The following is an 11,823-nucleotide window of genomic DNA, read 5'->3' on the forward strand; positions in this document are numbered from 1 at the left end:
GGAGCTGATACTACCGATGAGCCCAATAACCGATAAGATGGCAAAATCGTGATGCTTCGTCCCACACATAGGACAGTGATATGCAGGATCTCAACGACTTGTTCTACTTCGCCAAGGTAGTGGAAGCCGGTGGTTTCGCCGCGGCCGGACGTGCACTGGGCATTCCCAAGTCGCGCCTGTCGCGGCGCATCGCCGAGCTGGAGCAGCGCCTGGGCGCGCGCTTGCTGCAACGCTCGACACGCAAGCTGGCGCTGACCGATATCGGCGAACGCTACCTGCGCCATTGCCAGGCGATGTTGCTGGAGGCGGAACAGGCCGAGGAAACCGTCACCAATCTGACCAGCGAGCCGCGTGGCCGGGTGCGCTTCTCCACGCCCCCGGGCTTGGCCCTGCTACCCGATCTGATCAATGATTTTCTGAAGCGCTATCCCAGGGTGCAGCTGGAGGTCGTGCAAACCAGCCGCCGTATCGATCTGCTCAATGAGGCGGTGGACGTCGCCCTGCGCGTACGCAGCGTCGATGATGAAGAGCCGGGCCTGATCACTCGCCGCCTCATACCCGCCCATGCCTGTGTGGTGGCATGCCCGAATCTGGTCGCCGGGCTGCGCCTGGAGCAGCCGGAAGACCTGCAGCAGTTGCCAGCGCTAGGCGCTATTGGAGCCGACCGGCGCATTCATCTGCGCTTTCATCACAATACGACGCAGGAGGCTCGTGAGATCGCCCTGGAAGCACGCCTGGCCGTCGACGACTTTCCCATACGCAAATCGGCAGCATTGGCCGGAGTGGGCATCACCTTTTTGCCCACCATTTACTGCCACGAGGAATTGGCCGATGGCAGCCTGGTTTCATTGCTGCCGCACTGGACGGTGCCTCAGGGCTATGTCCAGCTGGCCTACACCCACAGGCGCGGCATGTCGCCGGCTGTCCGCGCCTGGATCGAGTTGCTCAGCGATGCATTCAGTCGCTGGAGCTACCCACTGACTCAGATACGGAACTGACGCACCAGCGCGCCGAGACGATCACCCAGGCCGGCCAGGCTGCGCGCAGTCTGCGCACCACGTTCGGTTTCATCGGCGACGCTGTCCACGGCAACGGCTATCTGATGCACGCTGCGATTGATCTCCTCGGCTACCGCCGTCTGCTCCTCGGCGGCGCTGGCGATCTGCGCGTTCATGGCGTTGATGGTGGCGATCAGTTGGGCAATGGCATCGAGCGATTCGCCGGCCTTGTTGGCCTGCTCGCTGGTCAGCTCGCCCGCATCGCTGGAACGGCGCATCGAAGTCACTGACTGCTGCGTGCCCTGCTGCAGGCGGTCGATCATGCCCTGGATTTCCTGGGTGCTCTGCTGGGTGCGGCTGGCCAGCGCACGCACCTCATCGGCGACCACGGCAAAACCGCGCCCGGCCTCACCGGCACGCGCGGCTTCAATGGCGGCGTTGAGCGCCAGCAGGTTGGTCTGCTCGGCGATGGAGCGGATCACGTCGAGCACGCTGACGATGGACAGTACGTCCTGCTGCAGGTTGTCGAGCGATACGCCGCTGCTGCGAATGTCCTCGACCAGTGAGTGAATGCGCTGAATGCTGCCATCGACCACACTCTTCGCCGCCTGCCCTTCGCGGTCGGTCTGCTGCGCAGCTTCAGCGGCGTTCTGCGCGCTCTTGGCGACTTCGTGAGCGGCGGCGGACATTTCGTTGATCGCCGTGGCCACCTGATCGGTTTCGTGGCGCTGCTGCCCCATGGCCTGCTCGGAGCGCTGCGCCTGTTCCGAAACCTGGCCCACCAGCTCGGTGAGCTGCCCGGTCATTTCGACGATCTGCCGCACCAGGCCATGCACCTTCTCGACAAAACGGTTGAACGAGCCGGCCAACTGGCCCAACTCGTCCTCACTGGTGATCGGCAGACGGCGGGTCAGGTCGCCCTCGCCTGCAGCAATATCATCGAGGTTGGCCTTGATCTGCTGCAGCGGACGCAGGAAAGCGTTGCCCAACCACACGCCAATCACGCCGAACACCAGCAGGAGGATCGCCGCCACCACCATGATGCTGGTGATGATGGTGCCGATGCGGCGATCGATCTCAGCCTGCACTTCGACGATCTGCGCTTCGATACCGTCGAGGTTGAGCGCGGTGCCGAGGGCCATGTCCCATTTGGGCAGGTAGTAGCTGTAGGCGAGCTTGGGCACCTGCACGGCCTCGTTGCCCGGCAGCGGCGAGGAATAATTGACGAAGTAGGTGTTGTTCTTCGCCACGTTGACCAGTTCACGGTTGATGTAGACGCCATTGGAGTCGCGTCGGTCGACAAGGCTCTTGCCGACATCCACCGGGCTGTCGCCACGGAACAGGCGCACCACGTTGGAGTCGTGACCGAAGAAGTAGCCGTCGGCGCCGTACTTGATCTTCGAGAGGATGGCGATGGCCTGTTCGCGACTGGCCATGTCGCCCTGGGCGGCACCATCGTAGAGCCCCTTCACCGAACCCAGTGCGATCTGGATGTAGTGCTCGAGCTCGCTGCGTTTCTCCTGCAGCAGACGCTCGCGCGTTTCGGCCACTTCGTCAGCAGCCAGATTCTGCAACACCCTCGCCGCCGTACCGCTGAGCACCAGCGCGAAGAGGATGACGGGAACCAGCGCAAGCAGGATTACCTTGGCTTTTAGTGTGAGGCGCATTCTTATTGTCCTTGTGTGCGAAACCAAAACGGGGCTACCGATATATCGGCAGCCCCGTGAAGGAGTTAAGCGACCCAAGGTGCCGAGAACTTAATTCGGCGCATGTGCACGCCTTTACAGCAGCATAGCGGCGGCCCACCCGAACGCCAGCAGCGGCAGGTTGTAATGCAGGAAGGTGGGCACCACGCTGTCCCAGATGTGGTTGTGCTGACCGTCGGCGTTCAACCCCGAGGTTGGCCCGAGCGTCGAGTCCGAGGCGGGTGAGCCGGCATCGCCCAGCGCACCGGCAGTGCCGACGATGCTGACGATGGCCAACGGGCTGAAACCCAGTTGCACACCGAGCGGCACGAAAATCGCCGCGATGATCGGGATGGTGGAAAAGGAAGAACCGATGCCCATGGTCACCAGCAGCCCGACCAGCAGCATCAACAGCGCGCCAACGGCCTTGTTGTGGCCGATCAGGGCTGCCGAGCTATCGACCAGCGTCTTGACCTCACCGGTGGTCTTCATCACCTCGGCGAAACCGGCAGCGGCGATCATGATGAAGCCGATCATGGCCATCATCTTCATGCCTTCGGTGAACAGGCCATCCGCCTCTTTCCAGCGCACCACGCCGGACACCGAGAAAATCACGAAACCGACCAGCGCGCCGATGATCATCGAGTCCAGCCACAGCTGCACGACGAACGCCGCGGCGATGGCCAGCCCTGCCACCAGCAGGCTCAACGGGTTGTACTGCACGTCCACGCGCTCGGCCTGCGCGACCTTTTCCAGGTCATAAACGCGCTTGCCGCGATAGCTGAACAGCACCGCCACGAGCAGACCGAAGAGCATGCCCAGTGCCGGAATGGCCATGGCCTGAGTGATGCTGATGCCCGTGACGTCGACACCAGACTTGGCGACATTGGCCAGCAGGATGTCGTTGAGGAAGATGCCGCCAAAACCCACCGGCAGGAACATGTACGGCGTGATCAGACCGAAGGTCAGCACGCAGGCGATCAAGCGCCGGTCCAGTTGCAACTTGCTCAACACATAGAGCAGCGGCGGTACCAGCAACGGAATGAAGGCGATATGGATCGGCAGCAAGTTCTGCGAGGAGATTGCCACCGCCAGCAGCAGCCCGATCAGCAGCCACTTCAGCGCACCACCTGCGCCTTCCTGCTGCTTGCCGACCAGCGCCAGAGCCTTGTCCGCCAGGGCGTGAGCCAGGCCCGACTTGGCGATGGCCACCGCGAAAGCGCCAAGCAACGCGTAGGACAGCGCAACCGTGGCACCGCCACCGAGCCCCTGGTTGAACGCCTTCAGCGTGCCCTCGACGCCCAGCCCTCCAAGCAGCCCACCGGCCAGCGCGCCAATGATCAGCGCCACGACCACGTGTACGCGACAGAGACTGAGGACCAGCATGATGCCGACCGCAGCGATTACAGCGTTCATAAAGCACTCCACCTGCAGGACGCAAAAAGCCGCGTACTCTGCCGGATGCAGACTATCCTGTCAAAATGAGCAGTCGTTCAGAATTTAAAGCAAAACGTGCATAATCCCGAGCAAAACCTGCAACAGTCAAGAAAGTGCGCCACGCACCGATAACCGCATAAGTCCGTGTAGAAGAAAGGAACGCACCATGCTGTTCAGCCGTCTTTCGATCCAGTGGAAGATCACCCTGCTCGCCGGCCTGTGCCTGCTCGCCATCGTCACCTTGTTGGTGGGTGCCTCGCAGTATCAGGCCAGCCGCAGCGCCAGCCTGGTGCGCGAGGCCAGCTCCGGCATGCTGGAGGAAAGCGCCAAGCTGCGCCTGAAAGCTCGTGGCGAGCTACAGGCAATCCGTATCCAGCGCTACTTCATGGACGCCTACCAGTACGGCAAAGGATTTTCCCGGCAGATCCTGTTTCTGCGTGAGCAGGCTGAGAAGCGCTTCCTCGATGCCTTCGACCTGCGCGAAGACCTGACCCGCCAGGTGCGCAGCAGCCTGGAAGCCAACCCCGCCCTGCTCGGTTTGTACCTGGTGTTCGAACCCAACGCGCTAGATGGCAAGGATGAGCTGTTCGCCGATCAACCCGACCTGGGCAGCAATGACGCAGGGCGCTTCGCGCTTTACTGGGCACAGCCCACGGTCGGCAAGCTGGAAGCCGAGGCCATGACCGAAGAATTACTCGGCGACACCACGCCGGGTGACAACGGTATGGCCTACAACGCCTGGTACACCTGCCCGCGCGAGACCCGTCAGCCCTGCGTACTGGAGCCTTATTACGACGAGGTCGGCGAGCAGAAGACGCTAATGACCAGCATCGCCTTCCCACTGGAACTCGACGGCAAGATCATCGGCGTGATGGGCGTCGATATCAGCCTGGCCAGCCTGCAACAGATCAGCCAGGAGGCCAATCGCGAGCTGTACGACGGCCAGGGCCATATCAGTATCTTCAGCCCCAGCGCACTGCTGGCGGGCAATAGCCGCGACGGCAGCCTGTTGAGCCTGCCTGTCGAACGTGCCTTTCCCGAAAACGCTAGCGAACTGCGCATCCTGATCCAGAGCGGCAGCGATGCCGAGTTGCGCCACGGTGACATGCTCCGTGAGATCAGCCCGTTCAAACCCATCCCCGAGGCCAAACCCTGGTCGGTGCTGCTCGAAGTGCCTCAGCAAGTCTTGCTCGAACGCGCCATCAAGCTGGGCGCACAGCTCGATGCCAACCGCGCGAGTGACAGCCTGATGGCGCTGCTGATGGGGCTGGTCGCGGTGATCGCCGGCCTGTTGCTGATGTGGTTGACCGCACGCGGCGTGACGCGGCCGATTCTCGGGGTGGCGGCCATGCTCAAGGACATCGCCAGCGGTGAAGGCGACCTGACCCGCCGTCTGCAATACGCCCGGCAGGATGAACTAGGCGAGCTGGCCAGCTGGTTCAACCGCTTCCTAGACAAACTGCAGCCGATCATCGCCGACGTGAAGAACAGCGTGATCGACGCCCGCAGCACGGCCGATCAGTCGGCGGCCATCGCCAGCCAGACCAGCGCCGGCATGCAGCAGCAGTATCGGGAGGTTGACCAGGTGGCGACCGCCTTCCAGGAAATGAGCGCCACCGCCCAGGATGTCGCCCACAACGCCGCCCAGGCCGCAGAAGCCGCGCGCAATGCCGACCAGGCCAGCCGCGAAGGCCTGCAGGTGATCGACCGCACCACCAGCACAATCGATCTTTTGGCCAACGAAATGAACGTGGCCATGCAGGAAGTCGAAGGTCTGGCCAGCAGCAGCGAGCAGATCGGCTCGGTGCTGGAGGTGATTCGCTCGATTGCCGAGCAGACCAACCTGCTCGCCCTCAACGCCGCCATCGAGGCCGCGCGTGCGGGCGAAGCCGGTCGCGGCTTTGCCGTGGTCGCCGACGAGGTGCGCAACCTGGCCAAACGCACCCAGGATTCGGTCGAGGAAATCCGCCAGGTGATCGAAGGTCTGCAGAGCGGCACGCGCGAGGTGGTCAGCACCATGCACAGCAGCCATCGTCAGGCACAGGGCAGCGTCGAGCAGGTGCAGCAGGCCGTGGCCGCGCTGCAGCGCATCAGCCTGGCGGTCAGCACCATTACCGACATGAACCTGCAGATCGCCAGTGCCGCGGAGGAACAGAGTTCGGTAGCCGAGGAGATCAACCGCAACGTTGCGTCGATCCGCGATGTCACCGAGGCCATCACCGCGCAGGCCGACGAGTCGGCGCAGGTGAGCCAGAACCTCAATCGCCTGGCCAATCACCAGCAAAGCCTGATGGATCAGTTCCGCGTGTGACGTCAGGTAGGGTGCGCCACGCGCACCGAAAACCCAAGCAAGCCAGATATGAGAATGACGCCAAATCATCCTCGATCTGGCGGCGCTTCCCTTGCGGCGCAGGCAGGCAATCGCCTAGCCTGCGTTCTTTTTTGGGGGAAGCAACATGCTCAATATCGCCTTGGTCGCCGGTTCCAGCCGCAACAACAGCCAATCGGGAAAGGTCGCTCGCGTACTGCGTCAGCGCCTGATCGAGATGGGTCAAACCACCCAGGACACCAGCAGCATCATCGATCTGGGCCTGGCCCCGCTACCGCTGTGGCCCGCTGAAGATGCCGGCCCCTGGGGCATGTACCAACATCAACTGGCAGCCGCGGATGCGGTGGTGATCATTGCGCCGGAGTGGAATGGCATGGCCTGCCCGGCGATCAAGAACTTCTTCATCTACGCCAGCAAGGCCGAACTGGCGCACAAGCCGGGCCTGCTGGTGGGTGTGTCCTCCGGCATCGGTGGTGCCTATCCGATCGGCGAACTGCGCGCCTCCAGTTACAAGAACTGCCGCCTGTGCTATCTGCCGGAGCACTTGATCGTGCGTCAGGTCGAGAAGGTGTTGAACGGTCCACAGGCGGTGGACGAGGCCGATGAACGAATCCGCTCCCGCATCGATTACGCGCTCGACGTGCTGGTACGGTACGCCCACGCCCTGCAGCCGGTACGCGCCGCCATCAGCTTCGATAACCCGGCCTTCGCCAACGGGATGTAAGGGATCCGTAGGGTGGATTAGCGGCGCTGAACACAGCGCTCGCAAACGCCAGCGACTTATCGCGCCGCGTAATCCACCAGCGATGGCTCGCCTAACCTTGGCTCAACGCCGCGGCAAGCTGACCATCACTTGCAGTCCACCCAGTGGGCTGTCCTGCAGTTCGATACGGCCATGCCAGGCCTCGATGATATCGCGCACGATACCGAGGCCCAGGCCGTGCCCCGCCACCTGTTCATCCAGGCGAGTACCGCGCCCCAGCACGGCTTCACGGCGCTCGGCATCGATGCCGGGACCGTCATCATCAACACATAAGCGATAGCCCTCGGCGCTCTCCTCCACCGTCAACTGCACGCGCTGATCGGCCCATTTGCAGGCGTTGTCCAGCAGGTTGCCGAGCAACTCCAGCAAGTCTTCACGGTCACGCGGTAGCACCAGCCCCGGCGGCGCCTGCCACTCCAGACTCAGGCCACGGTCATGAATCATCGACAAGGTGTCGAACAGCCCTGGCAACTCCTGCGCGCAATCGAAGCGTGCCCCCGGCAACACCTCACCAGCCAGGCGCGCACGCCCCAGCTCGCGGCTGAGGCGTTGCTCGATCTGCTCCAATTGCTCGCGCATGCTCGCGCGCAACGCCGGATGCGCGGCCAACTCCTCGCGACCGGCCAGGCTGATCAACACAGCCAGCGGCGTTTTCAGCGCATGGCCCAGGTTGCCCAGGGCATTGCGCGAGCGCTTGAGGGTATCTTCCGTGTGCGCCAACAGGTGGTTGATCTGTGCCACCAGTGACTCCAGCTCCTCGGGTACCTCGGCATCCAGGTCGGTACGCCGGCCCTGCTGCAACTGCGCGATCTGCCGGCGCACCTGCTCCAGCGGGCGTAATGCGCGGTGCACGGTGTAGCGCTGGGCGATCAGGATCAGCAGCAGCGCCGCACCACCCAGGCCGAGTCCGACCCACTGCATGCGACGAAAGCTCTGCAGTATTGGCTGGTAGTCCTGCGCCACGCTGATCGACAGATTCTCGCCGTAGCGGCGGTAGTCGGCGCGGTAGATCAGCAGCAGTTGGCCTTGCGGGCCATCGCCCAGCTCGGCCTGCATGCCCGTGCCATCGGGCTTGAGCAGTTCACGATCCCACAGCGAGCGCGAACGCCAGCTACGATCATCGGCAAAGTCGATGCGAAAGTAATGTCCAGAAAACTGCCGCTGGAACGAGGGATCAAGACGTCGCTCATCCAGTTGCAGACCAGACGGCCCCCGCACCAGCGCCGTCAGTAGCCCCTGCGCCTCGTCGCGCAGGTCTTCCTCCAGATAGGCGCGCAGGCCACGATCGAAGACCCAGAGGCTGGCCTGCGCTAGAACCAGTCCGGCCAGCAACAGCGTCGCGGCCAGGCCAATGCCGAGCCGGCGCTGAATGGACCTCAACCCTGCTCTCCGGTAAAGCGGTAGCCCTGTCCACGGCGGGTCTCGATCACGTTGCGTCCGAGCTTGCCGCGCAGGCGGTTGACGTGCACTTCGATGACGTTGGAATCACGCTCTGTCTCGCCGTCATACAGGTGGTCGGCGAGGTGACTCTTGGACAGGATCTGCCCTGGGTGCAGCATGAAGTAACGCAGCAGGCGAAATTCGGCAGCGGTCAGGTCGATGGCCTCACCGCCCGAGGTCACGCACTGGCGACTCTCGTCCAGTTGCAGGCCAGCAGCCTCCAGTTGCGGCTGGTTGGCCAGGCCATGAGCGCGGCGCAACAACGCCTGAATACGCAAGGCCAACTCTTCGGGATGGAAGGGTTTGGTCAGGTAGTCATCGGCGCCGGCCTTCAGCCCCTCGATGCGCTCGGCCCAGGAGCCACGCGCGGTGAGTACCAGCACCGGTGTTGCCAGGCCACCGGCACGCCATTCCTGCAGCACCTCCAGGCCCGGCTTGCCCGGCAGACCGAGGTCAAGAATGATCAGGTCATAAGGCTCGCTGGCGCCCTGATAGGCCGCATCGCGACCATCGGCCAACCAGTCCACGGCATAACCCTGGCGAGCCAGGCTGGCGGTCAGTTCATCGGCCAGGGGTACATGGTCTTCCACCAGCAACAGGCGCATCAGTCGTCTTCCTCATCCTTCAGAATATTGCCGTTGCGGGCATCCAGTTCGAGCTCACGTACCACGCCCGAGGTGGTCAGTATCTCGACCTCATACACCAGCACACCGTCCTCCTCTTCCAGCTCCGCCTCAAGCAGCGTGGAGCCGGGATAGGCATTGCCGATGTGCTGCATTAATTGCTCGAAAGGCATGATGACACCCTCGCGGCGCAGGCGCAGCGCTTCATCCTGATCGAGATCGCGCGCAATACCCGGCACGCTGGCAAAGCCGCTTGCCAGAACCAGCAACAGCGCGGTGGTACGACGAAACTTCATCAATCGTCCTGGTGGTTCTTGAGAATTTCCCCGGTGCTGGCATCCAGCTCCAGGTCCCACTGCACGCCTTGGGCGTCGCGCAGCTCGATCTGATAGATATAGCGGCCGTATTCGTCTTCCAGCTCGGTTTCTTCGATGCTCCCGCCCGGGTGCTGAGCGAGTGCCGCCTCATTGAGCTGTTCGAAAGACTTGATGGTTCCGGCATCACGCAGACGCAGCGCCTCGTCCGGGCCGAGATCACGCGCCTGGGCAATGGTAGCGGCGCTGACAAGGGTGACAAGTGTTGCAAGGCTGAGCAATCGTTTCATGGGGTTCTCCAGCAGTGAATCAGTGATTACCACTCTAAGCCCAGGCACTTAATTCAAGCTGAATTCACTTGCGTCATTCACCGTGTGAAGTGGCTTGGCCTGCTCATTTAGGGCTCTATAATCGCCTGTTCGAAAGGAGGCATCGATGAGCGCGATTCATATCAAATCCCCTGCCCTGACCATCAAGGCCGGCCCCAGAGCCTTGGTGCGCATTCGCCAGAATGGCCTGAGCCCGGCAGACGTCGGCATCCTGCCTGGCGCAGCAGGCGGCCCCAAGGGCATCGGTATTCAGGGGCTGGATCTCGCACTGTTTGGAGACTGGCTGCCCCGTGCGCCCCGCGAGCGCGCCCTGATCGGCGCCTCCATCGGTTCCTGGCGCTTCGCCAGCGCCTGTCTGCCGGACGCCGCAGCAGGTATTCGACGACTCGGCGAGCTCTACACCTCTCAGCGCTTCGCCAAGGGCGTGAGCATGGCCGAGGTGTCCGGCAGTTGCAGGCAGATGCTCAATGAGCTACTCGCCGATCAGGACGCCGCCATCATCGCCAACCCACACTATCGTCTGCACATCGTCGTGGTGAAGAGCTATGGCCTGCTGCAACATGATCATCGCGGCAAGCTCAGCCTCGGCCTGTCCTCGGTGATCGGTAACAACTTGCTGGCCCGCCAACGCCTTGGCCGTCATTTCGACCGGGTGATTCTGCATGATGCACGGCAGGTCCCGCCGCTCGCGCAGCTGAGCGACTTCCACTCGCACTTCCACGCACTGACGCCGGAAAACCTGCGCCACGCCCTGCTCGCGTCGGGCTCGATTCCAATGGTGATGGAGGCAATTCGCGAGATTCCTGGCCTGGAGCCAGGCGCCTATCGCGACGGCGGCCTGCTCGACTACCACCTCGACCTGCCCTACAACGGCGAAGACATCGTGCTCTATCCGCACTTCACCGATCGAGTCATACCCGGCTGGTTCGACAAGAGCATGCCCTGGCGCCGTGGCGACCGAACCCGCCTGCAGGACGTACTGCTACTGGCACCATCCCGCGACTACCTGGCACGCCTGCCGCACGGCAAGCTACCGGATCGTACCGACTTCAAGCGCTACCTGGGCAACGATGAAGGGCGTGAACGCTACTGGCGCCAGGCCATGGCCGAGAGCGCGCGGCTCGGCGACGAATTCCTCGAACTGGTCGAAAACGGCCACTTAGCAGAACGCCTGCAACCCCTTTGAATCACCGGGGTTATGAGCCGTTCGTTCAATCTATAGGGCCGACGTGATGAGACGGCAATCGGGCCAGACCTGATAAACTGCGCCGCTCAACGCCAATCAGGCGGAATCATTTACGCGAGCGCTGTCAGTGGAATTGTTCAAAGAGTTCATCTTCGAGGCGGCCCATCGCCTGCCACACGTACCGGAAGGCCACAAATGCGGCCGCCTGCATGGCCACTCCTTCCGAGTTGCCATCTACATCGAAGGTGAAGTCGATCCCTATACCGGCTGGATTCGTGACTTCTCCGAGATCAAGGCGATCTTCAAACCGATCTACGAACAGCTCGACCATAACTACCTGAATGACATCGCCGGCCTGGAAAACCCAACCAGCGAGGTCCTGGCCAAGTGGATCTGGCAACAAGTAAAGCCCTTGCTACCGGAGCTATCGCGCGTACGCATCCACGAAACCTGCACCAGCGGCTGCGAATACCGCGGCGATTGACCTCTCAGAAACAGCAAAGGCCACCTTCAGGTGGCCTTTTTCTTGATGCTGATAACGCACTACCCCGTAGGAGCGAGCTCTGCTCGCGAAGCTACGTAGGGTGCACCGTGCCCACCGCGATCACCGCGTCTTAGCCGGTGCGCACAGCGCCCCCCCCCTACGCGCTTGCAGGAACGACTTCTGCCACTCTGTTTTCCACGCCAAAAAGAAGAAACCCCAGACCGCTTTCGCGATC

The 11,823-nt window shown here is 62.6% G+C and carries 9 protein-coding genes and 4 pseudogenes; 6 read left to right on the plus strand and 7 right to left on the minus strand.

Translation table 11 applies throughout. The annotated features are described in order from the left end of the window. The first annotated feature begins 80 nt into the window (after positions 1 to 80). Positions 81 to 998: a LysR substrate-binding domain-containing protein gene (locus tag CXP40_RS02725; RefSeq protein ID WP_106732468.1), complete on the plus strand. Its 918-nt coding sequence runs from the start codon at positions 81 to 83 to the stop codon at positions 996 to 998. Here the strand turns inward: CXP40_RS02725 and CXP40_RS24175 are convergent. From CXP40_RS24175 to CXP40_RS02735, 3 genes and pseudogenes are all read right to left on the minus strand, one after another. Next, positions 983 to 1,981, minus strand: a pseudogene (locus tag CXP40_RS24175) (methyl-accepting chemotaxis protein); the annotation flags it as partial. The gene CXP40_RS02725 and the pseudogene CXP40_RS24175 sit on opposite strands and share 16 nt — an antisense overlap. 159 nt (positions 1,982 to 2,140) lie before the next feature. Beyond that, a pseudogene (locus CXP40_RS24180) lies at positions 2,141 to 2,665 on the minus strand (cache domain-containing protein); the annotation flags it as partial. Positions 2,666 to 2,779: 114 nt separating this feature from the next. Then, complete coding sequence (locus CXP40_RS02735; protein WP_106732469.1) at positions 2,780 to 4,099, minus strand: Na+/H+ antiporter family protein; 1,320 nt, start codon at positions 4,097 to 4,099, stop codon at positions 2,780 to 2,782. Between the two features lie 406 nt (positions 4,100 to 4,505). Between CXP40_RS02735 and CXP40_RS24185 the strand changes: the two are divergent. The 3 genes and pseudogenes from CXP40_RS24185 to CXP40_RS02745 all read left to right on the plus strand — a co-directional run. Then, positions 4,506 to 5,573: pseudogene (locus CXP40_RS24185) on the plus strand (HAMP domain-containing protein); the annotation flags it as partial. Between the two features lie 345 nt (positions 5,574 to 5,918). Beyond that, a pseudogene (locus tag CXP40_RS24190) lies at positions 5,919 to 6,431 on the plus strand (methyl-accepting chemotaxis protein); the annotation flags it as partial. A gap of 145 nt (positions 6,432 to 6,576) precedes the next feature. Next, complete coding sequence (locus tag CXP40_RS02745; RefSeq protein ID WP_106732471.1) at positions 6,577 to 7,173, plus strand: NADPH-dependent FMN reductase; 597 nt, start codon at positions 6,577 to 6,579, stop codon at positions 7,171 to 7,173. A 102-nt stretch (positions 7,174 to 7,275) separates the two neighbouring features. Here the strand turns inward: CXP40_RS02745 and CXP40_RS02750 are convergent, their stop codons facing one another. The 4 genes from CXP40_RS02750 to CXP40_RS02765 are packed head-to-tail and all read right to left on the minus strand — an operon-like array spanning position 7,276 to position 9,879. Further along, on the minus strand, positions 7,276 to 8,592 hold the full coding sequence (locus CXP40_RS02750) for an ATP-binding protein (protein ID WP_106732472.1): 1,317 nt from the start codon (positions 8,590 to 8,592) through the stop codon (positions 7,276 to 7,278). Continuing rightward, complete coding sequence (locus CXP40_RS02755; RefSeq protein WP_099526819.1) at positions 8,589 to 9,257, minus strand: response regulator transcription factor; 669 nt, start codon at positions 9,255 to 9,257, stop codon at positions 8,589 to 8,591. The genes CXP40_RS02750 and CXP40_RS02755 overlap by 4 nt, the downstream gene beginning before the upstream one ends. After that, a complete protein-coding gene (locus tag CXP40_RS02760) occupies positions 9,257 to 9,571 on the minus strand; it encodes a PepSY domain-containing protein (protein WP_037005641.1) in 315 nt (104 codons plus the stop codon). Before CXP40_RS02760 ends, CXP40_RS02755 begins: the two co-directional genes overlap by 1 nt. Next, positions 9,571 to 9,879: a PepSY domain-containing protein gene (locus CXP40_RS02765; protein WP_106732473.1), complete on the minus strand. Its 309-nt coding sequence runs from the start codon at positions 9,877 to 9,879 to the stop codon at positions 9,571 to 9,573. Before CXP40_RS02765 ends, CXP40_RS02760 begins: the two co-directional genes overlap by 1 nt. 145 nt (positions 9,880 to 10,024) lie before the next feature. Between CXP40_RS02765 and CXP40_RS02770 the strand changes: the two genes are divergently transcribed. Continuing rightward, positions 10,025 to 11,104 carry a hypothetical protein gene (locus CXP40_RS02770; protein ID WP_106732474.1) on the plus strand — a complete coding sequence of 360 codons (1,080 nt, stop codon included), beginning with the start codon at positions 10,025 to 10,027 and terminating at the stop codon, positions 11,102 to 11,104. 127 nt (positions 11,105 to 11,231) lie between these two features. Next, positions 11,232 to 11,588, plus strand: a complete 357-nt coding sequence (queD, locus tag CXP40_RS02775; protein ID WP_106732475.1) for a 6-carboxytetrahydropterin synthase QueD — start codon at positions 11,232 to 11,234, stop codon at positions 11,586 to 11,588. Positions 11,589 to 11,823 lie beyond the last annotated feature (235 nt).

Source organism: Pseudomonas sp. YY-1, assembly GCF_002843095.1.
Lineage (GTDB): Bacteria > Pseudomonadota > Gammaproteobacteria > Pseudomonadales > Pseudomonadaceae > Aquipseudomonas > Aquipseudomonas sediminis_A.

Coding starts and splice junctions, on each gene's coding strand:
- CXP40_RS02725 (WP_106732468.1), top strand. CDS start 81: ATGCAGGATCTCAACGACTTGTTCTACTTCGCCAAGGTAGTGGAAGCC.
- CXP40_RS02735 (WP_106732469.1), bottom strand. CDS start 4,099: ATGAACGCTGTAATCGCTGCGGTCGGCATCATGCTGGTCCTCAGTCTC.
- CXP40_RS02745 (WP_106732471.1), top strand. CDS start 6,577: ATGCTCAATATCGCCTTGGTCGCCGGTTCCAGCCGCAACAACAGCCAA.
- CXP40_RS02755 (WP_099526819.1), bottom strand. CDS start 9,257: ATGCGCCTGTTGCTGGTGGAAGACCATGTACCCCTGGCCGATGAACTG.
- CXP40_RS02760 (WP_037005641.1), bottom strand. CDS start 9,571: ATGAAGTTTCGTCGTACCACCGCGCTGTTGCTGGTTCTGGCAAGCGGC.
- CXP40_RS02765 (WP_106732473.1), bottom strand. CDS start 9,879: ATGAAACGATTGCTCAGCCTTGCAACACTTGTCACCCTTGTCAGCGCC.
- CXP40_RS02770 (WP_106732474.1), top strand. CDS start 10,025: ATGAGCGCGATTCATATCAAATCCCCTGCCCTGACCATCAAGGCCGGC.